This is a genomic window from Campylobacter sp. CNRCH_2014_2452 (assembly GCF_025772865.1).
Classification (GTDB): Bacteria; Campylobacterota; Campylobacteria; order Campylobacterales; family Campylobacteraceae; genus Campylobacter_D; species Campylobacter_D lari_D.
Genome location: NZ_JAKMSX010000001.1, coordinates 1 through 24,782, shown reverse-complemented (window position 1 = coordinate 24,782; position 24,782 = coordinate 1). Strand labels below are relative to the sequence as shown.

General features: G+C 27.6%; 21 protein-coding genes. 9 read left to right on the top strand and 12 right to left on the bottom strand.

The annotated features are described in order from the left end of the window. The first annotated feature begins 23 nt into the window (after positions 1-23). The 5 genes from dnaE to L8X38_RS00080 all read left to right on the top strand — a co-directional run bounded on the left by dnaE (position 24) and on the right by L8X38_RS00080 (position 8,362). A complete protein-coding gene (gene dnaE / locus L8X38_RS00100) occupies positions 24-3,617 on the top strand; it encodes a DNA polymerase III subunit alpha (protein ID WP_263660920.1) in 3,594 nt (1,197 codons plus the stop codon). A 67-nt stretch (positions 3,618-3,684) separates the two neighbouring features. After that, positions 3,685-4,113 carry a hypothetical protein gene (locus L8X38_RS00095; protein ID WP_263660919.1) on the top strand — a complete coding sequence of 143 codons (429 nt, stop codon included), beginning with the start codon at positions 3,685-3,687 and terminating at the stop codon, positions 4,111-4,113. A gap of 9 nt (positions 4,114-4,122) precedes the next feature. Further along, positions 4,123-4,950, top strand: coding sequence for an SIR2 family NAD-dependent protein deacylase (locus L8X38_RS00090; RefSeq protein WP_263660918.1), 828 nt, complete (start codon positions 4,123-4,125; stop codon positions 4,948-4,950). A gap of 27 nt (positions 4,951-4,977) precedes the next feature. After that, complete coding sequence (locus L8X38_RS00085) at positions 4,978-6,330, top strand: DUF262 domain-containing protein (protein WP_263660916.1); 1,353 nt, start codon at positions 4,978-4,980, stop codon at positions 6,328-6,330. Further along, positions 6,320-8,362, top strand: coding sequence for a DUF262 domain-containing protein (locus tag L8X38_RS00080; RefSeq protein ID WP_263660915.1), 2,043 nt, complete (start codon positions 6,320-6,322; stop codon positions 8,360-8,362). The genes L8X38_RS00085 and L8X38_RS00080 overlap by 11 nt, the downstream gene beginning before the upstream one ends. 16 nt (positions 8,363-8,378) lie before the next feature. Here the strand turns inward: L8X38_RS00080 and L8X38_RS00075 are convergent, their stop codons facing one another. Beyond that, entirely contained in the window at positions 8,379-8,582 is a 204-nt protein-coding gene (locus L8X38_RS00075) for a hypothetical protein (protein WP_263660914.1), read from the bottom strand. Between the two features lie 191 nt (positions 8,583-8,773). Here L8X38_RS00075 and L8X38_RS00070 point away from each other — a divergent pair, with 191 nt between their 5' ends. Next, entirely contained in the window at positions 8,774-10,423 is a 1,650-nt protein-coding gene (locus L8X38_RS00070; protein WP_263660913.1) for a WG repeat-containing protein, read from the top strand. Positions 10,424-10,457: 34 nt separating this feature from the next. Here L8X38_RS00070 and L8X38_RS00065 read toward each other — a convergent pair whose 3' ends face one another. The 4 genes from L8X38_RS00065 to L8X38_RS00055 form a co-directional block, all read right to left on the bottom strand. Beyond that, positions 10,458-11,513: a WG repeat-containing protein gene (locus L8X38_RS00065; RefSeq protein WP_263660912.1), complete on the bottom strand. Its 1,056-nt coding sequence runs from the start codon at positions 11,511-11,513 to the stop codon at positions 10,458-10,460. Between the two features lie 205 nt (positions 11,514-11,718). Beyond that, positions 11,719-11,907 carry a hypothetical protein gene (locus tag L8X38_RS08415; RefSeq protein WP_318529575.1) on the bottom strand — a complete coding sequence of 63 codons (189 nt, stop codon included), beginning with the start codon at positions 11,905-11,907 and terminating at the stop codon, positions 11,719-11,721. An 8-nt stretch (positions 11,908-11,915) separates the two neighbouring features. Continuing rightward, positions 11,916-13,217, bottom strand: a complete 1,302-nt coding sequence (locus L8X38_RS00060) for a DUF2779 domain-containing protein (protein WP_318529574.1) — start codon at positions 13,215-13,217, stop codon at positions 11,916-11,918. Positions 13,218-13,281: 64 nt separating this feature from the next. After that, positions 13,282-13,926: a hypothetical protein gene (locus tag L8X38_RS00055; RefSeq protein WP_263660911.1), complete on the bottom strand. Its 645-nt coding sequence runs from the start codon at positions 13,924-13,926 to the stop codon at positions 13,282-13,284. A gap of 196 nt (positions 13,927-14,122) precedes the next feature. Here L8X38_RS00055 and L8X38_RS00050 point away from each other — a divergent pair, with 196 nt between their 5' ends. Beyond that, on the top strand, positions 14,123-15,955 hold the full coding sequence (locus tag L8X38_RS00050; RefSeq protein ID WP_263660910.1) for an McrB family protein: 1,833 nt from the start codon (positions 14,123-14,125) through the stop codon (positions 15,953-15,955). Beyond that, a complete protein-coding gene (locus L8X38_RS00045; protein WP_263660909.1) occupies positions 15,952-17,298 on the top strand; it encodes an McrC family protein in 1,347 nt (448 codons plus the stop codon). The genes L8X38_RS00050 and L8X38_RS00045 overlap by 4 nt, the downstream gene beginning before the upstream one ends. On the opposite strand, the gene L8X38_RS00040 is transcribed toward L8X38_RS00045, so the two are convergent. The 6 genes from L8X38_RS00040 to L8X38_RS00015 all read right to left on the bottom strand — a co-directional run bounded on the left by L8X38_RS00040 (position 17,290) and on the right by L8X38_RS00015 (position 21,983). Beyond that, entirely contained in the window at positions 17,290-17,982 is a 693-nt protein-coding gene (locus L8X38_RS00040; protein WP_263660908.1) for a hypothetical protein, read from the bottom strand. The two genes, L8X38_RS00045 and L8X38_RS00040, sit on opposite strands and share 9 nt — an antisense overlap. 13 nt (positions 17,983-17,995) lie before the next feature. Further along, positions 17,996-19,918 (bottom strand): AAA family ATPase, encoded by a 1,923-nt coding sequence (locus L8X38_RS00035; RefSeq protein WP_263660907.1) that lies wholly within the window; start codon positions 19,916-19,918, stop codon positions 17,996-17,998. A 62-nt stretch (positions 19,919-19,980) separates the two neighbouring features. Next, positions 19,981-20,646, bottom strand: coding sequence for a hypothetical protein (locus L8X38_RS00030; RefSeq protein ID WP_263660906.1), 666 nt, complete (start codon positions 20,644-20,646; stop codon positions 19,981-19,983). 24 nt (positions 20,647-20,670) lie between these two features. After that, entirely contained in the window at positions 20,671-21,438 is a 768-nt protein-coding gene (locus L8X38_RS00025; protein WP_263660905.1) for an agmatine deiminase family protein, read from the bottom strand. Then, positions 21,435-21,662, bottom strand: a complete 228-nt coding sequence (locus L8X38_RS00020; RefSeq protein WP_263660904.1) for a hypothetical protein — start codon at positions 21,660-21,662, stop codon at positions 21,435-21,437. The genes L8X38_RS00025 and L8X38_RS00020 overlap by 4 nt, the downstream gene beginning before the upstream one ends. A gap of 108 nt (positions 21,663-21,770) precedes the next feature. Beyond that, on the bottom strand, positions 21,771-21,983 hold the full coding sequence (locus L8X38_RS00015) for a hypothetical protein (protein WP_263660903.1): 213 nt from the start codon (positions 21,981-21,983) through the stop codon (positions 21,771-21,773). Between the two features lie 109 nt (positions 21,984-22,092). On the opposite strand from L8X38_RS00015, the gene L8X38_RS00010 reads away from it, so the two are divergent. Then, on the top strand, positions 22,093-23,511 hold the full coding sequence (locus L8X38_RS00010; protein WP_263660902.1) for a PD-(D/E)XK nuclease family protein: 1,419 nt from the start codon (positions 22,093-22,095) through the stop codon (positions 23,509-23,511). A gap of 4 nt (positions 23,512-23,515) precedes the next feature. Here L8X38_RS00010 and L8X38_RS00005 read toward each other — a convergent pair whose 3' ends face one another. Then, on the bottom strand, positions 23,516-24,436 hold the full coding sequence (locus L8X38_RS00005; protein ID WP_263660901.1) for a helix-turn-helix transcriptional regulator: 921 nt from the start codon (positions 24,434-24,436) through the stop codon (positions 23,516-23,518). Positions 24,437-24,782: the final 346 nt, after the last annotated feature.

The window sequence follows — 24,782 nt, the reverse complement described above, 5'->3', positions numbered from 1 at the left end:
AATAAAAAAATACAAGGAAAAATATGAGCCAATTTACACATTTGCATTTACATACAGAATATTCTTTACTTGATGGAGCAAATAAACTCAAAGAGCTAGCTAAAACGCTAAAAGCACAAGGTGCAACAAGTGTTGCTATGACTGATCATGGAAATATGTTTGGTGCTATTGATTTTTATAAAACAATGAGAGCTGAAGGAATTAAGCCTATTATAGGGCTTGAAGCATATTTACATAATCACGATGATTTAAGTGATAAAAGCTCAAGACAGCGTTTCCATCTTTGTTTATTTGCTAAAAATGAAATTGGTTATAAAAATTTGATGTATTTAAGCTCGCAAAGTTATATACATGGCTTGTATTATTACCCAAGGATTAATAAAAAGCTTTTAGAGGCTCATAGTGATGGTTTGATTTGCTCTTCTGCGTGTTTGCAAGGTGAGATTAATTGGCATTTAAATACCAAGAATGAAAGAAATATAAAATTTGGCGCAAAGGGTTATGAGGGTGCAAAAGAAGCAGCTTTATGGTATAAAAATGTTTTTGGAGATGATTTTTACCTTGAAATTATGCGTCATGGTATTGATGATCAAAAATTTATTGATGATTCTATCATCAAACTTGCTAAAGAGCTTGATATAAAAATTATTGCAACTAATGATACGCATTACACTTTTAAAGAAAGAGCGGCTGCTCATGAAGTATTTATGTGTATTGCTATGGGGGTTAAGCTTGATGATCCAGGGCGTTTAAGACATGAGGTGCATGAGTTTTATGTAAAAACGCCAGAGCAAATGAGCGAGCTTTTTGCTGATATTCCTGAAGCCATTGAAAATACTCAAGAAATAGCTAATAAATGCAATTTAGAATTAAAACTAGGCGATCCTACCCCACCAAATTTTAAATTTACCCGTGAATATGCAAAAAAATATAGTTTAAATCTAGCACAAGAAGATCAAGAATTTAGCTTTGATAATGATGATATAGTTTTTGAGTATCTTTGTAAAAAAGGCTTAGAAGAAAGACTTCAATTTATCGATGAGAGTAAGCACCAAGAGTATAAAGATAGGCTTGATTTAGAAATTAGTATTATTAAAAATATGAAATTTTCAGGTTATATGTTAATCGTTCATGATTTTATCGCCGCAGCTAAGGAAAAAGATATACCAGTTGGCCCAGGGCGTGGGAGTGCAGCGGGGAGTTTAGTTTCGTATTGTTTGAAAATTACAGATTTAGATCCTATACCTTATAATCTTCTTTTTGAGAGATTTTTAAATCCTGAGCGTGTATCAATGCCCGATATTGATGTGGATTTTTGTCAAGATAGAAGAGGGGAAGTGATTGATTATGTGATCGATAAATATGGAGCTGAAAAGGTTGCACAAGTCATTACCTTTGGTAAGCTTTTAGCAAAGGGGGTAATCCGTGATGTAGCTAGGGTTTGTGATATGAGCATACCTGATGCAGATGCTTTGGCAAAATTAGTTCCTGAAGAGCTAAAAATTACTTTAGAAAAAGCCTATGAGCAAGAACCAAAAATAGCTGAATTTGTAAATTCTCATCCAAAGGGGCGTCAAGTTTGGGATTTTGCTAAGGCACTAGAGGGTTTAAATAGAAATGCAGGTATGCACGCGGCCGGAGTTGTGATATCTAATGAAGCTTTGTGGAATAAAGCTCCGCTTTTTAGACAAAGCAAAAATGATGAGCGTCATTTGGTAACCCAGTATTCTAAAGAATATCTTGAAGATGTAGATTTAATCAAATTTGACTTTTTGGGTTTAAAAACTCTTACAGTAATTGATAATGCGATTAAGCTAGTAAAAAAGCGCTATGGTAAAGATGTAATTTGGGAAAAGATTGATATGAATGATCCTAAGGTTTATAAAACCATACAAAGTGGTAATACCTTGGGTATTTTTCAAATAGAATCAGGCGGTATGCAAAGTTTGAATGCTAGGTTAAAGCCTGAAAGATTTGAAGATTTAATCGCGGTTTTGGCTTTATATAGACCAGGACCACTTGATAGTGGGATGGTGGATGATTTTATCGATATTAAACATGGTAGAAAGGCTGCTACTTATGCATTTGATGATTTAAAGCCTATACTTGAAAATACTTATGGGGTTATAGTTTATCAAGAGCAGGTTATGCAAATAGTGCAAAAAATTGGTGGTTTTTCTTTGGGTGGAGCTGATAATGTGCGTCGTGCTATGGGTAAGAAAAAAAGAGAAATTTTGGACAATCTTAAAGCAGAGTATTTAGAAGGAGCTAAAAAACAAGGCTATGATGAGAAAAAGGCTGATGATTTGTTTGAGCTTATTTTGAAATTTGCTGAATATGGTTTTAATAAATCTCACTCGGCTGCCTATGCGCTTATAACCTTTCAAACAGCGTATTTAAAAACTTATTATCCAAGTGAATTTATGGCTGCGCTTTTAACAAGTGAAGAAAGCAATGTGGATAAGGTCGCAAAATACATTGAAGAGATGAAAAGAATGAATATCAAGCTTTTGCCGCCAAATATCAATAAAGCTCAAAGAGAATTTAGTGCAACTAAGCTTGAAGATGGTTCTGAAGCTATTATTTATGGGCTTGGAGCGATTAAGAGTGTGGGAATTCCTGCGATAGAAAATATCATGACTATTCGCAAGGAAGAGGGCTTTAGTGATTTTGATGATTTTATAAGCTCTATTGATCCTACTAAGATTAATAAAAAAACTATAGAAAATTTAGCTAAATCAGGTGCTTTTGATGAGTTTGGTTATACTAGAAAATGTTTAGTAGATAATCTTGAGCTTATTTCAGAAACAAGTAGAAAAATAGCTGAAGTTAAAAGAAATTCTACTGCTTCTCTTTTTGGAGAAGAAGAAATAGCCGCAGATATCAAAGTAGGGCTTCATGATAGTAAAGTAGAATTTGAGTTAATGGAAAAACTAGGCTATGAAAAAGAAATCTTAGGAATTTATGTATCAGGTCATCCTTTAGATAAATTTGCAAGTCAAATAGAAGGCATAGAATATTTTAAAAGTATGGATTTTGAAACACTCAAAGGCGAGGGTGAGCTTTTGGTTGTAGGAAAGATTGAAGATTTTAAATCAATGATGAGTAAAAGTGGTAAAAGATATGCTAAGGCTGTAGTTTTAGACTTTTATTCTTCTTTTGATATGATTATTTTTGAAGCTCAAGTAGAAAAAGTTGAAACACTTTTTAAAGAAAGCAAAGATGAAGCCTTTGCCTTTTTGCTAAGATATAAAAACAATGACAATGACTTAAGCTTTAGTTTAAATGAAATTTATACACTAGAAGAAGCAAAAGAAAATGAGCTAAAATCTTTTAGTAAGAAAAAAAGCTTTGTAAAAAAAGAAAACAAAGAAGATTTTACACAAGATCCTATGAAATTTGAAGAAAATATCATAGAACTTGACATTAATAAGCTTAGTAAAGATATGGTGTATGAAATTTATGATCTAGCTAATACAAGACATAATCCAAAAGATGCTAATAACAAAAAGCTTGTGTTAAAAGTACTTGATATGGGTAGCTGCTTGCTTTATCATACAAATTTTGTTCTCTCACAAGAAGCTATGGATGTGATAGCTCAAAAATGTAAAGGTTAAAATATAGACATCAAAAGTCCATTTTATATAGTATAATTATATCAATACAATATAAAAAGGATAAAAAATGGCTTTAGCGGTTGAGACTATTCAAGATTATACCATCCAAAAAGGTAAAAAATCTTTTTGGATGTGCTTTAACACTCCAAATAATGATTTTCATGTCAATAAAACAAAATATAGCGATTTGTTTGATAAAGACAAGACAGATTATAAAGCTAGAGATGAGTTTTTAGCTTTTATGAAAGAAAATTTTCCAAAAACAAAACTAACTATGGTATTTGATACAGCTCCGGTGGGGTATTTGTTGCATCCTTATTTAGGTAGTCTTGCTGTTGATTGTGAGGAAAATGATGAGGTTTATAAAGCTATAAACAAAAAATACGAAGATGAAAATTGCATGCCAAAATCCATGAATGCAGTTTTTTGGGAAATGAGCCTTGAGGTAGCTAAAGAGCTACATGAGGCTAGGAAATTTGATTATGAAAATTTTTAAAGGTAAAAAATGCAAATAAAAACTCATATAAAAGAAGCTTTAGACAAAGCAGAGGTAATCATCATCACAGCTGGAGCTGGCATGGGAGTAGATAGTGGTTTGCCTGATTTTAGAGGAAAAGAAGGTTTTTGGAGAGCTTATCCGCATTTGCAAAAACTAGGCATAGACTTTGAACGCATGGCTAATCCTACAAATTTTTATACAAACGCACAGCTTGCTTGGGCTTTTTATGGACATAGATTTAAATTATACAAAGATACTATGCCACACAAAGGTTATGAAATACTTTTAAAACTTGCAAAAAGCAAACAAGATTATTATATCGTTACGACTAATGTAGATGGGCATTTTAAAAAGGCTGGTTTTGATGAGAATAAAATTTATGAATTTCATGGAAATATAAATTACTTGCAATGTTTTAATTATGCATGCGGTGATTTGATCTGGCAAATGCAAGAGGAATTAGATATAGATATGGAAAATTTCAAAGCCTTATCTTTGCCAAAATGCCCTAGATGTCAAGGTTTAGCAAGGCCAAATATCTTGATGTTTAATGATGGTAGTTTTAATGATAGCCGTTATTTTTTACAAAAGCAAAGTTATAAAAACTGGCTTAAACCCTTAGAGGATGAAAACATCTTGCTTATAGAGCTTGGAGCTGGTAAGGTTGTACCTAGTATGCGTATATTTGGCGAGAATTTTTGTAAAAAAAGCAAAGCTAGAACACTTTTAAGGATCAATCCAAATGAGTGTGATTTTCCAAAGTTTTTTAGAAATGGCATAGGGCTTAAGATGAAAGCTTTGGAAGCTTTGGAAATGATAGATAGCTTGATATAATAAGCTTAAAATTTAGAAAGGCTATAAATGATTGAAAAAGAAAACGAAGTAAAATCTTGCGTTGTGAGTTTGAAAGAGTTGGTGTGTGGAGATATAATTAATGGTAGTAATATTTTTGATAAAGCTTTTTCTTTAAACATACCTGATTATCAACGCCCTTATGCTTGGGGTATAGAGCAAGTTAAAATTCTTTTAAAAGATATAAGCGAACAAATAGATAAAAATCAAAATAAACAAGATGTTGAAAAACAAAAATATCTTTTAGGAAGTTTGATATTGCATACAGAAAATACAGAAAAAAAGTTTAATATAGTAGATGGCCAACAACGCCTTACCACCTTGGCTTTGATTTTAAGAGTTTTATGCGAAAACAATCAAGAAAAATGCACATGTAAAATAGGTAATTTTTTAGGCGAAGTTAATTACTCTCATAATGAGTCAAAATACCATATCAAAGAAAATTACGAGTATATAAAAGCTTATTTTGAAAGTTATGATAAAAAAGACAAGTTTTTAAAATTTCTTTTAAATAATATAGAATTTATCTGCGTTTTAGCTCCAAGCGTAGATGATGCGTTTTTGTTTTTTGATAGTGCAAATTCAAAAGGAAAAGGCTTAAAATCATACGATCTTATAAAGGCTTTTCATTTGCATTCTTTAGAGAAAAATCAAGATAGTATGTTAGGTTATTATGCAATGAAATTTGAAAATCTTGCAAAAGATGAAAGGAAAATCACTATTTTATTTGATGAGCTTTTAGCACCTGCTAGAGCATGGTTAAAGCACAAAAGCATTAATGCTAATGATATTAAAGCATACGAAGAGTTTTGTAAAGAATTTTTTAGCGATAAATTCCTTTATAGCAAGGAAGATTTAGGAATTTTAAGTAGTTTTGCTAATGGGGTAGATTTTTTTGAGTATTTGTTTAAATACAATGAGTTTTTTGATAAATTATCAAATAATGCTTTATATCAAGAGCTAGATGAAATATATTACACAGGATTTATTTATAACAAATACATTTATGCCATTGCTGTGATGATTTATTTTTCTAAATTTCCAAATGGTAATAGTGATTATTTCTTAGCCTTGCTTGCAAGAGCTGCTTTTAGCTTAAGAGTTTATAGACCAAGTATTTATAGGGCTACTCAAAGAGATTATGCTTTGGAATTTTTAGAAAAAGTGTATTTTGTATCTTTTGAAGAGGAATTAGAGCAAAATTTACTTGATTTTATAGCTATAAAAAATGAAGAAGAAAGAAAATCAGATCAAGGATATAATGGTGGGAAAAAATGGTATTTGGATATAGTTCAAAAAAAATTTTATGAAAATCAACACATACAAAAGCATATAGTTATGGAGAATGAAAATGGCAAATAATTCAACAAATAATCAAAATCAAGCAAGTGTTATAAGTATTGAGAGTATTGATAATAAAGAACAAAGTATCTTTTTTGAAATTCCACCTTATCAAAGACTATATGAGTGGAATAAAGAGCAAATACAAACTTTACTTAATGATATAAAAACTAATGAAAATAAGAATAAATACTTTATCGGTAATGTAGTGGTAAGCCAAAAAGATGATAAATACTTGCTCATAGATGGCCAACAACGCTTAACAACTTTGTTTTTGATAGGATTTTTTCTTTCTTATAAAAATCCAAGCGATCAGCCAAAATGGAAAGATTTTATTATGCAAGGCGATAAACTTAGAATTTCTATGCCTATAAGAGAAAAAGAAGAAAAAGTTTTAAAGGAATTTGCTAAATTTTGCAGTGATAAAAAAAATGATAATAATTTATTCTTACAAGAAATTAAAAAATTTCCACAGGATATATGTCAAAACATACCACAAGCTTTAGAAACTATAGCAAATTGGTTTAAAGAAAATATCAAAGAAAATATCAAAGAATTTTCTGATTTTATTTATAACAATGTAAAATTTGTTTTTGTAGAATTAGCCGAAAATACTGACTTAAATCGCTTTTTTATCCGTATGAATAACCGTGGCAAACAACTAGAAAAACATGAAATTTTAAAAGTAAGATTGCTTTCAAATATCGAAAACAAAAGAGCTTTTTATACTCATATATGGGATATTTGCTCACAAATGGATAATTATATCTTTCAAAAAGCTAGCGATAGAAAGATTTCTGAATTAGATGAAAGCAATAAAGATACTATAGATACTATAGATACTATTATAAAAGAATCATTTGATAAACCAAATCAAGACAAGGAAAACCAAGGTAAATTTAAATCCATAGTAGATTTTTCTACTTTTTTATTGCATGTTTATAAAATTTGCAATAAACAAGATATTATTATAGACAAAAATAAGCTTTTGGAGTTTGTAGATACTCAAAATATTAATTCCGAAGAGTTTATAAAAAATCTTTTAAAATATAGAATTTTATTTGATTATTTTGTTGTTAAGGGTATAGATGATGTGGAAAATTCTTATAAGATTAGAAGATTAACTAAAAATAAAAACAACACATACACAATCAGCAAAGATTCTAATGTTATGCCTGATCTTGCTATGGTGCAAAATTATCTACGCGTAGCAAGAAGTGGTATGTCTAATAATCATCATCACTGGCTTACTCCGTTTTTGAAATTTTTAGATAAATTATATAAAGAGATCAAATTTAACTTTTCATTTGATAAGTTAAGCGATGATGAAAATATAATCAATAAAATACAAATAAAAGATGGTAATATTAATTTTGATGATTTTATCACAAGCGATAAAAATGTTGATCAGAAAAATCTAATATCTTTCCTTGAAAATTTAGATACAGCTTTAGCTAAAGAGCAAGCAAGTACAAAAGATGATAAAAATGATCTGCTTGTAATTTCCAATAATGTTCTTAGAGAACTAGAAATTGAAAATGAACAAATGAGTGTAAAAGATACATTTTTCACTGAAGAAGATATTCCAAACTTAGATCAAGGAACAGCGACTCCGCATTATTGGTTTTATCATTTGGAGTATTATTTGTGGAAGTATTCAAAAACAGAATATAATGAAAAATTAAAAGAAATAGATTGGGAAAATTTTAGCAAAATTGCTAGCAATTTCTATTTTAGAAGCTTAAATTCCATAGAACATGTGCAAGCACAAAGCAAAGTAAATGAGAATGGATGGAATAATGTAAATATAGATAATTTTGGAAATTTAGCTCTTATTAGCTCTAGTTTCAATTCATCTTTAAATAACCAAGATACACAAGATAAATATTTAGATTTGCAAAAATATATAAATAAAGATAGTGTTATATCTTTAAAACTTTGGTTAATTTATGCTTTAAGCAAAAAAGATCAGTCAAAATGGACTTTTGATAATGCACAAACACACAAAGAACAAATGTTAGGAATCTTAAAAAAATCGCTTAAAAGCAATTAAGATAAAGCCTAAGGCTTTATCTTTTCATAAATTTAGCAAGGACTTTATTTTTGCTTCTTATCTTACGAAAATACTCTTTTGATAAGATATCTTTTAAAATTTTAGCATTGTTGTAGCTTAGATTAGTTTTTCTTTGTATGTAAGAAATGGCTTTATTTGCTAAATTTTTCTCTCTTGATTTTTTTATCAAAGCCTTATCTAAAGTAGCTATTTTAGGCATGTTTTTGATAAATTTTAGATACTCTTCTTTGCTTTCAAAGGGAGAATCTTCAAAACTAAATGGAACCTGACTTGGTATTTTTTTTCTTTTTCATTTTTTCCTCCATATTTTTAAAATGATATTCTAGCATAAAATATAGACAATATTAGTCTATAAAATTCTAATATAATTTCATTTTATAAAGGAAAATGATGAAAGATGTTAGGATTGTTATCGATGATGAATTTGATCATGTAAGAGATTTTCAAAATGGCTTTGCAGCGGTAAAAAAAGCTGGTAAGTATAGCTTTATAAATAGCAGTGGAGAATTAATTTGTGATTTTTTATATGATGAGGTTTTAAATTTTAGTCAAAATTTAGCAGGTGTTATGATAAATGACAAATGGGGTTTTATAGATACTAAAGCTAAAGTGGTGGTGGATCTTATATATGATGATGTTTGTAGTTTTGTAAATGATTATGCGCTTTTGCGACAAGGAAATGAAAATATCATCATAGATACTCAAGCAAATATCATTTTAAAGACTGAATATGATGGCATTATAAGACTTAGTGATAAGCTTTTTAAGATTAAAAAAGGCGATGTGTTTGCATTGATTGATCAGAATGGAAATTTTTTAAGTGATTTTGAGTTTTTAAGTATAAAAAGACTAAATGAAAAATTATTTTTATGCAAGCAAAAGATCAATGGCAAGTTTAAATGCGGAGTTTTAAATGAATTTGCAAAGCTTGTTTTAGAGGCTAAATTTGATGATATTAGCTTGATAAATGATGAGTATTTGTTAGTGTTTGATGGGTTTTTGTATGGTTTGTTTGATGTAAATTTAAATTGTATTTTTGATCCTATGTATAAGGATGTGAAATTTATAGCCAAAGATATGATCAAAGTCAGGGTAGGGACTAAATATACTTTGGTAGATAAAAACAAAAATGAGCTTAGTAAGAATAGTTTTAATTTTATGAAGATTATTGATGATGAGCTTGTTTTGTTTTTAGAAAATTCTAAATTTGGTTTCATGGATCAAAATGGGATGTTAATTTGTGAAGCTAAATTTGATGAAGTTGGAGAATTTGTTGGTGGATTAGCTTGCGTAAAAATAGCTAACAAATACGGCTTTATAGATAAAAACGCCAAAATCATCATCGATGTGATGTATGATGAGCTTAGGTTTTTTAGTGAGAATTTAGCAGCCTTTTGTGTGAGAGGAAAATGGGGTTTTATCAATACAAAAGGAAAAACCATCATAGAAGCAAAATACGATGATGTAATTAGCTTTAGCGAAGGTTTGGCTGTAGTAAAAAAAGATGGTAAATACGGCTATATTAATAAAAAAGGAAAAACCATCATAGAAGCAAAATACGATGATGTAAGTAATTTTAGCGAAGGCATAGCAAGTGTAAAAAAAGACAATAGATATTTTTTGATCAATCAAAATGATGAGATACTTTGTGAGCATGAGTATGAGTATATGTCTTGTTTTAGCTGTGGTTTGGCATTAGTTTTAACAAGTGATGGTTTTATTTATGTGGATAAAAATGCAAATATTGTTATAAAAGAGCATTTTGATGAGGCGTTTGATTTTAAAGAAGGTTTAGCACAAGTTTGTATAGATAATCAATGGGGTTTTATTAATACAAATGGAGAATTTGTGCTTGATTTGCAGTTTGAAAATGTAAATGATTTGGGCAATGGAATTTACGAGCTTAGTAAAAATGGACATAAATTTTACTTAGAATACAACGGAAAAATAACCCTTAATCCTTTTTCTCAAAGACAAATTGAATGTATAAGCAAGGATATAGGCTGGAGAATTTTAAGGTTGCTAGAGTTGAAAGAGTAAAATTTGATCTTAAAAGAATGTGCTTAAAATACATTTAACAATCAAAGTTAATGTATTTTAAAACATTTATTTTTATGGTTTTTTTGATTTTTAAATTTATCATATTAACTATCTTATCTTTTATTGCTAATATTAGATTGTTATCTAGTATTATGATTTGATCATATTTGATTTTTACAATAATCTTTCCTTTTTTATCTATAAGACCCCATTTATCACTTTGTTTAACTTTGGCAAAACCTTTGTTAAAATGACCTACTTCATCGTATTGTGCTTTGATAATTAGCTTTTCATTTTTATCTATAAAACCAAATTTTTTATTAATCAAGATTGAAGCTAATCCATCGTGAAAATAACTCACGATATTTTCTTTGTTTAATATTAAATATAATCCAATTTTTGAAGCACCTTGTATGTCAAAAAAAGCTAGATCATCATCTAAACCATCTATAAAATCATACTTTGCTTCTATGACTAAATTCCCTTTTTTATCTATAAAACCCCATTTATTATCAATTTCAACTGCAGCCATTCCTTGAAAAAAGTCTTTGGTTTTATTGTATTTAGTGTCTATAGCAATTTCCCCTTTTTTATCTATAAAACCACATTTTCCATTAAGCTCAACCCTAGCTAAACCTTCGTTAAAATCATAAGCATTATCATACTTTGCTTCTATGACTAAATTCCCTTTTTTATCTATAAAACCCCATTTATCTTTTAAACAAATAGTTATTAAATTTTCTTTATATTTTTTTATGTTTTTAAATTTAGTATTTTCATCAATTTTATAAGGAAAATTTATTTTTATAATATTTCCTTTTTTATTTACAAAGCTATTTTCATCTCCATTATATATTCTAAATAAACCATTATAAGAGCTTTTGGAATTGATACTTCCTTTTAATTCTTTTATAAATTGTGCGTTTGAATCAATTAGAATTGACTTAAAAACAATACGATGATTTTTTGTATTGTGTATTTTTAAATTTATATAATATATTTTCTTTGCATTTAGCACTCCAAAACCATGATATTCTATATCAAAGTTTTGATATGTGAAGGTGCTTTTAGGATGTTTAGTGGTGAGCATTGTTTAAATTGTTATTATTTTGTTTTAGTTGCATAATAGATTTTTTATTGGCAAGTTTTAAAAGTGTTGTTTTCACATGTTTTCCTTTTTTGATTGATATAATATTTTATTATAATGTATTTTTATAGACTACTGCTGTCTAGTTTGATGATTTTTGCTTAGAGATTGATATAAAAACTCTAAGCAGTGGCTTTTAATATAGTTATTATTTTACAAGCTCTTCTAAATGTTTTAAAATTTTTACCATAGCTAAAGTATCAAGTTTGCAGTATTCTAGTAAGGCTTGGCGGAGAGCTTTTCTTTCGTTTTCATCCATATTTTGCATAGTTTCAAAACTTTTCATAGCTTCGCTTCCATTATGGATTAAACCTAAATCATTATAAGCTTGCTCCATATCAGGTATTAGAGCTGGTAAAACTTTTTTATAGAATAACTCCCTTGCATTTTATAATGATAATAATCTTTATTTTTAAAAGGTATCATAAGATCTTTGATATTTTTTTCTATATTTAACAAATGCTCGCTAAATTCAGGAAAAGCAAGTGCTAAATTTCTTATAACACTTTTTTCAAAGCTTGCGTTATAAGCAAGCACGCAAACATTTTTTGGTATATCATTGATCAAATTTTTTGCAAGTTCATATCTTGGATCGATCCCACATTCGCTTAAAAATTCTTTATGCTCTAATTTGTCTTTATAGTCTATATGCAAAGAGTATTGAAAAGGAATTTGCATATAAGACTTGACTACCCTGTATTCAGGTATGACTTGCGTAAAGGATTCAAAATCTAGATGATATATGGGATAGGTTAGCGTATCTAAGAATTTTTTGATATTTTCTTTGTTTATGTAGATTTCTTTATTAAGTGAAGCTTTGATTTGGATTTGTTGATTCTCGGTAAAAGTAGACAGATCTTTTATATCTTTAAAATTGATTATGTTTTTACGGTACAAATTAAAAATTTTATTAGATTTTGAAATGCTAAATATATTCTCATTTTCACATAAATTTCTTTGTTTAATCCAACAATACTCGTATCCATCACAATCATAAGGATCAAAACAATGTGTTCCTATGTCTATATTTGGCTCTTCATTTTTACTTAAAATTTCTTCAAAGTATTTTAAATTTTTTCTAACTTCTTCTTGGTTTTGGATAACTTTATCTGTGATGTCATTGAACTTAAAAAGTTGATTTATATCAAGAAAATCACCTCTATAGTATTCATTGTTTAAATGTATCAGGTTAACTTGTTTGATTTTATAATTTAAATTTGATAAAACATAATACTGCAAAGCACAATCATCTATATATGTTTTTTTAATTACTTTGGAAGTAGGTGTTTTTGTTAAAGATGTAGAGCTTTTTACTTCGTTAATGATCATACCATCTTTAGTATTTTGTAAAATATCTATCATGATCAAAATGCCATCGTAGCAAAAAGTAGCTTCGTAAATCACTTCTTGGTTATTTTCTAATAGTTTTCTAGTTTGTTCGCATTTTTCATTCAAAGAACTACCTTCAAATTCTATCTTTACTCCATTTGGAAAAAGCTCACAAGCTAGCTCGCCTACCTTGTTACCGGAGCTAAATTTATCCGAAGTATTCTCTGGGGTACTTAGTACTTCATCTTTGTAAGTTTTCAGCCATAAAGACTTAGCACATTGTGTGCCTCTTGTGTATCTTGATTTTGAAAAAAACATTATTTACCTTTCTTTGTTGTTTTGTTTGAATTTTAGCCTATTTTTATTAAAATAGGCTAGAGTATTATTTTTTCAAAGGTTTATCTCGCATTAGAGCATAAATTAGTCCGCTTGAAAAAGCAAAGCGTGCTAACGCATTTTGTTTTTCTTCTCTTCTTTGCGCTACGGTTTTAAGATTGCTTTTTCTCAAAACTGCAAAAATACTAAGTCCATACCATAATCCTAATGTTACTTTTAAAGGTAGTATTAAAATCATTAGTAATGGATTATTACGATTATCTCTTAGTGTTGTGTATGCTATATATAATACAACGCATGCCCATATAAAAGCAATGACACCCATAATCATTAGCGCAGTATCTCTTTCTATTCGCATTAGAAATAATGTCATAAAGATTATAAAGGCTAAAGGCAATACAGCAAATAATCCAACACACAAGCTAAGATCTATTGTATTTCTATATATGACTACCTTGCCTTTTAATCCATAATACACAAGCACTGCAGCTATGATGATATATATTAAGATAGCTATGGTGATGATTATTGTATTGGTATAATCTTCTTGAGCTATTTTTGTGCTTGTATTGTTATCTATGGTTTTTTCTATTGTTATATCTTGTTGTGCTGTTGTATAATTTCCTTCAGCATTAGCAAAAGTAAAACATATACACATTAACATGCTTAAAATTAAAAATAGTTTTTTCATTTTATTCCTTTGTTTTTGATTTGTTATTTTAAATTTGATTTTTATTTTTTAACACCTCCATGACTTGATATTTTTTATTTTACAATTGTAATTTATTTTAGTGGACTGAGTTTGTCTATTTTAAATTTTTTATTTTGGTATAATTAACAATGCAAAAATTAAGTTATAATTATAAAAATCAAAACTAAGGAAAACAATGGGTGATTTAAAAACTAGATTAAACGAAATTAAAAATGAAGATAAAAATTTTGGTTATTTTTTTGATAAAGATGGAAAATGTTATATTTATCATACTAAATTTGGCAAGGAAAGAAATAGTGAAATTTCAGGAAATGATGATATTAAATCGAAATTTAAAGAGTTGATTGATAACATTTATAAGGAAAATAACGATAAATTTAATAGTTTAAAAGAAGCTTTTGAGAAATATTTATACATTTATAATGATAAAAGTACTATACATATTAAATTTAATAAAAATGGAGAATTTTTACAAACAAAAAGCAAAATTGTGGACAATTTTAGTGAAACATTTAAAGAAGATAAATTTGATGATGAAAAATTTAAACAATGGTGGGATAAAAGTATAAATAGTGCTAGAATGCAAGGTAATGCTACGAATTTATTAAAAGATAAAACAAAATTAGCTGATAATCTTAAAAAAATAAATGATGCTTCAGATAAAAGTAGAAACTTGACACAATTACTCGATAAGCTTGAAAATGTAGAAGGTATGAAAGCTACTGCTAGAGAGCTAGCATATTTTTTACAATTTGATAAAGATAAATTTCCACTTGCAAATGATGCTTCTGTAAATACCGCTAAGTATATCTTTGAGATATTAAATAAATATAATTTTGGTTTTTACAAATACAAAGAAGAGGAGTATTTTAACTTTGTTTCGGAAAAACTTGGCATAGATATAAGAGGACATCTTCCAAAATACTACATTCTAGATCAATTTTTAAATTTGATCGATAAGATAAAAAAATCTGATTTGGCTTTGATTACAAAAGAAAAATTAGATAAAAATGATGAAAGTAAAGATATAAAACAAAGTGTATATTATATACTTTATCAAGCAGCTTATGATTTTGCAAATTTATGTGGCAAAGCAGATATAAAAAGCAATGATTTAGAAGGCTTTAAAAAGCTTTTAAAAACGCATAAAAACATCATTTTTCATGGAATTCCTGGAACTGGAAAAACCTACACTATAGTAAATAATGTAAAAAATATCATTAAAAATGAAAATCAAATGCTCATTACTCAATTTCACCCAAGTTTTTCTTATGAGGATTTTATAGAAGGTATTAAACCTGCAGGGATTGAAAATGGACAATTAAAACTTGAACTTAAAAATGGAATTTTTAGAGAATTTTGTGATAAAGCAAAAGAAGAAGAAAAAGGATTTTTGGAAAAACTCGAAAAAGGAAATTTTAATGAAGCTCTAAGCGATCATGGGTATTTTTTCATAGCTGATGAGATTAACCGTGCGGAATTATCTAGGGTTTTTGGAGAATTACTTTATGCGCTTGAGTATAGAGGAGAAAAAGGTAAGATAAAAACACAATATGCCTCTATGAGAGATGATGAGGATTTTTATGTGCCTGAAAATATGTTTTTACTAGGGACTATGAATGATTTAGATAAAAGCATAGATAGTTTTGATTTAGCGCTTAGAAGACGTTTTATATGGCAAGAAATGGAGTGTGATTATGGTGTAATAAGAGATGAAATATACGCAAAAAATATCGAAGAATACGCACAAGCTTGTAAAAAATTAAACGATAAAATTAGTAAAGATATAGGTGAAAAGTATCAACTTGGGCATTCTTATTTTCTAAAAATTGAATTTAAAAATGATGAGATTAAAGATAGTGATATGAAAAAACTTTTTAGCAACCGCTTTGAAGCACTTTTAAAAGAGTATTTAAGAAGCGAATATAGTGAAAAAGACATACAAAATCACTTGGATGAATTAAAAAAACTTTTTGTTATAGAAAAACCAAATGAACCAAAAAAATGAAAAATCCAATAAAAATAAATGATAATAGCTTTAGAGAAATAGAGCAAAAATCTTCAAAAATACAAGATTTTGATCTGTATTTTGAAGATTTTATAAAAAATGGAAATTTCTTTTCTTTTTTTAATGATGATGAAAAAATTTTAAGTAAAAATGCTAAAAATCCTATCATTTCAGTAAGAACGATTGAAGAAAATAAAAGGCAAATTGCTAGTGGAAATTATATAGGAAAAATTTCTTATAATGGTTTGGAAATTGAGATAAATTCCAGGTTTGGCAAGAAGTTTTTAGAAAGAATGCTAAATTATGCTAATGATGTATTTGTTGATGATGTGAGTATTTATCAAGATGTAAAAAAAGAAAACAATATAAGTGAGTTTATACTTTTTTATATCTTTGTGCAAAAACTTGAAAAAAGTTTTTTGATAGGTTTGCCTAAAAATTATCAAAGTAAAAAATACAACGATTTGCGTTTTAAGGGAAATATCGATATGGTTGAATTTATAAAACACAATATCCCTTTAAAAGCAAAGGTTGCTACAAAAACAAGAGAGCAAATAGAAGATGTGCATATTATTAATGTATTATATAAAGCATTAGAAGTCATAGAAAAGAAAAATTCAAGCTTTTTAAAAAATGTAAAGCATATAAAAACCTATTTAGTGCAAAATAAAAGCGAGCATTGTTTTATAAAAGAAAGTTTAAACAAAGCCTTTTCTAGTAAAGCCTTGAGAAATCAAAACTATCAAAACTACAAAGAGCTTTTAAAATATGCAAAAATGATTATAGAAAGTCAAAATTTCACTAGTAAAAATAAAAATGATCAAAAAAGTTATGGTTTTATCGTTAATATAGCAGAGCTTTTTGAAATTTATATAAGCAAACTTTTAAGAAATAATTTTGAAGAATATATGGTTGATTCTCCAAAGCTTGAAATTTATAAAAATAGCTTTTATAAACGCTATATAATACCTGATATTGTTTTGTCTAAAGATGATACATATATGGTTTTTGATACTAAATATAAAAGAATGAAAATGGAAGGTAGAAGCCAAAATGGCATGGGAGATTTAGACAGAAATGATTTGTTTCAAATTCATACTTATATGGGGTATTATCAAAAGATAGGCAAGGTGCTTTTAGGTGGACTTTTATATCCTATGCAAGAATTTGAAAAAGCAAAATGTCATAGTGAAAATTCTATCCTTTCAGATGAGTATAAATTTATAGTTGATGGAATTTTTCTTGAAGATAGTCAAGATAAAGAAATCACTCTTGAGTATATTACCCAAAAAGAAACGCAATTTATAGAAAGGATCAAAGAGCTACTAAAACAATCATTTTAGTAGCTTAACAAAAGAAATCTTTCTTTCTATATCCTCGTGAGCGATAGAGTTTATTTCTAGTTTATAGGGTTTAAAATTTTTCGTGCCAATATTAGCAAATAAAATATCCAAACTCACATCTAAAAGTTTTTTTAAACCTTTTGAAAAATCATAATCTTTTAAATAAAAATTATTTCTTATCAAATTTTCATTTTGTTTTAAAATTTCTAGCAATTCTTGCTCTTTAATATAAAATAACCCTTCTATAAGCATGTTTTGATAAGGCGAGATGTCGTTGATGTTTAGCACTTTTTTATCTATCCAGCCATTTTTAGGAAAGGCATATGCACTTGCAAGATGATAGAGTTTGCTTTTTGTATTTGTTTCTTTTAATTTATAGTGTATTTTTGCATTATGTTTTATAAAATCAACAACACAAAAATATTTAAAATCCGCATAATTTTGACTTAAAAAATTTTCAAAAGACAAAAGTTTGCTTTGAGTATTTTCATCTAAAAAATATCCATTTTCTAAATGATAGCTTTGGCTTAGTAGTTGTATATTTTCTGTGTTTTGAATTTGTGTTTGGAAATTAAACTCATCATTGTTTGTTTTATATAATGCTTTAATGTATTCTTTTGCTTTTATATCATTAAATCCAAACACAAAGCTTTTGTGTATTGTTCCTTGAAGTGTTATGTTCATAGTTTTATCCTTTTTATAAAAATCCCATATTGATTTTTTCATCATCTGATTTGAGTTTTGATTCTTTTTCTAATTTTTCTAAAAACTCATCGGCGTTTTTGATTTTAAAAATTTTATTTTGTCTAAGGATTAGCGCAAAATCGCCCAAACAAATATTTTGAAGCCTTAAGAGCCTTTTTGAAATTTGTTTTTTATTAAAGCTTAAATTTAATTCTTTAGCAAAAAATTCAAAAGCCTTTAAAAGCTTTTCTTGTTTTAGTGCCTGAAATTCTATCTTTAGATCAAATCTTCTTATGCTAGCTTTATCAAGGTTTTGTAGGTAGTTTGTAGAAGCTATGAAAATACCTTCAAAATTTTCCATTTGCATAAGCATTTCATTAACTAAACTTTTTTCCCAGCTTTTATTTGCTTCGTCTCTACTATAAATTAACGCATCGATTTCATCAAGCTGTAAGATAGCATTATCATTAGAAGCTTTTTTGAAAATGTTTGCGATATTTTTTTCGTTATTGCCCACAAAAGGATCTAAAATATCACTAAGTTTATAAGAATGTAAAGTTTTGTTTAAAACATTAGCTAGTTCTTTACCAAACTCGCTTTTTCCACTACCTGCTATGCCATAGCTTAAAATTCTCAAACTTGAATTTTTATCTATATTGTTTATTAGTTCTTGTAAATTTAAATCGCATTCTATCAAGCTTAAATCGTATTTTTTGTCTTTTTTTGGCATTGAAATGCCGCAAAGTGATCTTGCTTTTAAATTTTCATTGATCAATCTTACAAATACTTCTTGGCTTTTTCTTTTAAAGATCTTAGCATTGTTTGCACATTTTAAAATGACCCCTTGAGAAAGTTCAGGATGAGAAGCTATATTTTCTATAATGGCTTCATCTATTTTTATATTTTTCTTATTGAATAACTTTTTTATATTTTGAATTTTCTTTTCTTTGGGCATACTTTCAAGCTCTAAAATAACATCAAAACGCCTCAAATACGCCTCATCCATGTCTTTAGAATTTGATAAAAATACACAAATGCCATTTTCTTCATCTAAGATTTTATTGATTTTTAATTTTTCTTTTAAAGAATCATAGCAAAGGCTATCTTCACACTCATCAAAGACTATTATTTGTTTTTTTGGATTGAGTATTTTTTTAAGTGCATAAAAATTTGAAATTCTACTTGATTTTTTATCATTTTCACAATCTTTAACGCACAATGCTTCTTTTCCAAGCTCTTTAGCTATGAGTGCGCTAAGCTCGTTTTTGCCCACACCTGCTTTTCCATATATAAAAATATTCCCCTTTTGGCGTTTTTTTAAAAAAGTAATGATAGTATTTAATTCTTCTTGTATATAGTCAAAATCACTCAAATTTAGTCTAGTTTTAGGTAAAAAATAAGAAAACTCACCCATAAGTGTAGTTTTGCTAATATCTTGAGTGAAAATGCTTTCAAAATTATTTACATCTATACCAAAGGCATCACTATCATAATAGCACAAGGCATCTAGTTTAAAAAGCATAGAATCATCACTTAAGGCTTTATTGACATCTTTTGAAGTGTGGTTGAAAATTTTTTCTATGATTTTTTTGCCTAAAGCAGTGCTATAACCTTGGTGTAAAGCAAATCTACCTTTGTTTGCATAGTAAAAAAATGCAAACACATCACATTCTGCTTGAGTAAAATTTAAGTATTTTTTAAGATAACTTAGATTTTTCTTTAAAAAGCTAGGATAGATAAATTTGGAGTATTGTTTGTAGATAAAACTAGGGATTTTATTATCTTTTTCTAGTATTTCCTCAAATTCGCTGTAAAAATCTTTTTTGATTTGCTTGTTGTTTGAGAGCATTTGTGCGTGTAGTGAGATGACTTTTACATTATGTGAGTAATAATCAAAATCCGCAATGTGAGTAAGAGTAGAAGTATTTGTTTGCATTATAAACCTTTAAACTAAGATATATAATGTAATTATAAACAAAATAACTAGACTTTAGTTGTCTAGTTATGAGAATTATTTGGTGTTTTGTTTTCTAATAAGTCTTTATAGAAACTTTCAATGGTGGTTTTGAAATATTTCTTAAAATTTTCAGCACTTATCATATCGCTTTTTGCATTATTGCAAATACAGCAGGCTAAAACACAATTTTCTTCATTGTAGCCTTTATCTGGATCTAATCTTTCAATTTGCAATGAGCCATTAAAAGATGGTTTTTTGGAAGTTATAAGTTTGTTTTTAAATAGTTTTTTTAATTTATCTTCCTTGATACCGCAGTAGTAGCATGTTCGTTTTTTTTCATCGATTTTCAAATACGCTTTTTCATACCACATAGCAAATTTTTTCATATCTTCAAATTTTTCTTCAACCATTTTATCGATTGCACTAAATTTTTCATTTTCATTATTCCATTTTTTGTTGATTCTATACTTCTTTCTTACCACTTCATAATGATTTTTTAAATTTGCCACATAGTTTTTATCTTTTGATTTTGGTTCTAATTCTTCTTTTATTATTTCTTCAATGTTAAGATTGTATGATTTTGCCTTGATTAGTTTTTTTGTAATTTCCTTACTTCCAAAAACACCTTTTAAATAAAGCTTTAGAAATTTCTTTTTAATATCATCGTTTAATTGATTGATAAATTCAACTCTTTCTTGATTTTCCATTTTTAATCCTTTAAATAAATTTAATCATTGTAAAATATTAGCACTAATGCAATGCAAAGCACCACCTTTTTTGATAATAGGCTTTAGATATATACCTATGATTTGTTTATCTTTATAAATATTTTGTAAAAAGCTCAAAACCCTCTCATCCTCATTTATATCATAAGTTGGCACAAATACCACCTTATCAAACTCTAAAAAATTTAAATACGCACCCCATTTGTATTTTTGCATAAATTCTTTAGAATAGCTCATTTTTGTAACTTTAAAATCTTTTAAAGCAGTGTTTAATTTCTCAAAAAATTGCATATTTTCTAAAGAAAAATCATTGATTAACACATGATCTTTACTTATAAATCTTACCATACTATCACTATGTGCGTATCTATCATAAGATAGCTTTGGTAAAAAGACTATGTGTTTTAAATTTAGACTTTGTTTTAAAGTATGGATAATGCTTTCCTTGCTAAGTGCTAGGTTTTGGCTAAAAATTTTCTCACACATAAAGGCAATATCATGTTTTCTTATGAAATTACCTCCATCAAGGATTAAATTTAAGTGATTTTTTAAAGGTTTTATAGTGGTTTTTAAGTGTGGATAGTTTCTAAGATAATCAGGATCATAAATATAGCTTGTCGCCGTATTTTCATACACTAAAGGCATGAAATCTCTTAACCATATATCATTACTTGGTATTTCTTTAAAAGCGATGTTAAATTTAGCAAAATTTTGCACAAGATTTTGATAAATTCTTTTATGTTTTGATGATAAAAGTGTAGAAATGGCTATCATTCATCGTTCTTTTGCATACTTAAAACTAACAACTCATCATCATAAATAATGTCATATTGTAATATATCTCCCCAAAGTTTTAATTTACCTTGTGAATTTTCATAATGTTTTATAGCTAGTTCTTTGAGCTTTTGCATGATTTGTGTTTTATCAAGATAGAGCATATCATTGCTAATAGGAAATTTAAGTACGCGTAAGTGAGATAAAAACATCAAAGCATGCAAAGGCTCACTTTTGCGTTTAAAATTTGTTTTTATGATAGCTTTTGCTTCTTGTAATTTTATGAATTTATCTTTTAATAAAATGCTTTGATTTAAAAATGAATTTAAAATTTATTTATCTAAGATAAAATCAAATTTTTGTATAAATTCCAAAGAGGAATTTACCATATCATAATGTCCTTTTAAAATCCATTCTTGTATGCTTTCGCATTCTAAAAACAAAGTTTTTGTTTTGGTAAATTTTTCTACATTGTGATAGCCAAATTTCTTTGCAAGCAAAGTCTCATCGGTGTGAGTTAGGATGTGTTTCATGGTTTGAAGCATTTTTAATCCTTTTTTTGAATGATTTGAAAAATCATAGCTAAAAAAAGCAGACAATGGTAGTCTATATTTTTGTAGTATAATTGTGAAAATTATTTTAAAGGCATTGTGAATGAAAAATTTTATTGAAGAATTATTAAGGGTTAATGATAAATTTGAAGAAAATACCAAAAAAGGCATGAGTGATATAAATATTTTTGAAGCTTTGGGAGTTGAGTATAAAGAAAATTATCATTCTAAATTTATAGCTTATTTGATCGATCCGCATGGTGATCATTATCAAGAGTTTTTTGCAAATGAGTTTCTAAAAAAGCTTGGAAGATATACAAAGGCTGGTAAATTTAAAAATCTTACAGCTCATGACATAGAAAGAGTAGAAACAGAAGCTTGTGTAAAAGATAATAGAAGGATCGATATACTCATAAGTTTAAAAGATAAAAGATATATCATCATAGAAAATAAACTTTATGCAAAAGATCAGCCAAATCAACTCAAAGACTACATAAAATACATAAGAGAAAAAGGTAAAAACATAGATGATTTTCATGAAAATATACTTACTATTTATTTGCATAAAAATGAAGATACCGAACCTAGTAAGTATAGCTTAGGCACAAGAAATGGATTTAAAATAAATGATGATCTTATATATGATAGTAATGATAAAAAAATGAGTTTTTATCTAAAAATGGATTATAAATGGATAAAAGAGTGGATTAATGCTTGTATAGGTGTGTGTGAGAATAAAGTTAAAAACAATGAAATTGATAAAAAATTTAAAAATGATATGCAAAATGTGATTTTTACTTTAAATCAGTATAAAAACATTTTAGAATGGTATGTAACAGATGAATATGTAGCTAGGGATTATGTATTAAATTTTCTAAAAGAAAGTAAAGAAAATTTAAAAAATACTAAGGCTTTGTATAGATATACTAAAAATAAAAGTGATTTTAAAGATGTGGATAATGATAAATATAAAAAAGCAAAAGAAATAGTAAGAGAGAAATGGGATGAAATTTGTGAAGAATTAGTAAATGATTTTTTTAATGAGCTTGAAAAAGAATTTGAAAAAGAACGAACTATATGTGATGAAAAATGGTTTGGATATAAGCTTGATGAGAAAAGAGTTAATTACGATTGGTTTGATTTTTATCCAAAAATTTATGAAGATGATAATGATGTGTGGCCTAGTGTGGGTGTTTTTTTTGGAAAAGGTGATTATGATAATTTTGGATTGACTTTTAAAATGAATTATAATGAAGATAAAAATAAATATGAAGAATGCTTAAAATGTTTTCAAAACTCAAATATAAGAAATGATAATATCCGCAGAAGCGGTGATCATTATTACTATGATGTATTTGAAAATTTTAACTTTAAAGAAAAATATGCTTTTGCGTATTGGCTAATAAATAATCATGGCAATTGGATGGTAGAATTTTCTAAAATTTTAAGAGAATTCTTGGATAAAAATACCATAAAAGATGTTTTAAAAAAGATAAACAATGAATTAAAACCAAACAAATAAGCAATTATTTACTTATTTGATCAAGGTATTCTCTAATTACTTCTTTGACTTTATTTGCTATAAAATCAGGTTCTAAAACCTTTATATAAGGTATGTAATAATACACCAAAGGTAAAATTTCCATTTCATGAGTTATCTCAAGCTCTATTTCTATGGAGCCATCTTTGTCTTTGCCGGTGATGATTTGTGAATTTAGAGGCTTTCTTTCAAAGTATTTTCGCACAGGTTCTTCTACTAAAAGCCTTACTGTAAAAGGCTTATCAAGACTAAACCATATAGAATTTACTCTTTGAAGTTTTACTTCTAAACTCTCATCGGTTTGAAAATGCTCTTGGGTTAGGGTGATGTTTTGGATATTTTTTAAATAAAATTTTTTGAAAATATCACGTTTTTTCATGTCAAAAGCAAGTAAATACCAAAATCCACTAAAAAAAGCTAGTTTTAAAGGTTTTACTTGGAAAAGTTTATTTTCATATTTAAAGACAATTTGTGTTTTGGTGTTGATGGCTTGTTCAAGAATTTGAAAATTGCTAAAATCTTTTTCTTCTAGCTTTTCTGCATCTAGGCTAGTATGGATGGGATTAGAAATGTTTTGAGAAAGTTTAGAAAGTAGGGGATGAGCCTTAGCATAAAAGCTATTTCCAGCACTTTTTGCCATGGTATCAAGCACTTCAAGGATTATTTTTTCATCATCTTGCTCTTGTATATCTTTGCTTGTATCGATACGCCACTTTCTTCCATTTTTAATAAGCCCCATAGGCTCAAAAACCCCTTGCATATCTCTTTTTATGGTTTTAGCGCTTACATTGAGTTCTTGGGCTAGTTCTTTTATAGTTATGCCATTTTCAGACTTTACTAATTTTTCATATAAAACTTCAAGGCGTGTTAGTTTGGAATTTGCAATGTATTTTTTAAGATCTTTCATGATTTTTCTCTAAATTTTTTAAAATATTAACAACAATTGCTTTATAAACAAATAAAGTCTAGTTTATAAACGCTGCAAGACTTATAGTTTGGAAATGAAAGTTTATTTAGAAAATAATATTTGAGAGTAAAAGATGATAAATATATAATTATTAGAATACAAAAGGTTGTTTTTACTAGGTTTAATTAAGAGTGATGAAAGTATAGGTCAAAGCAGACAAGCTTGTAAAAAAATATATGATTTGCTATATCAACAAGATTTATCAAATATAAAATTAGAAATCACAAATAAATTTTAGAAAGGAGATAAAAGTTTAAGTAGACCAAAGGTGGTATTCTAGCTCCCC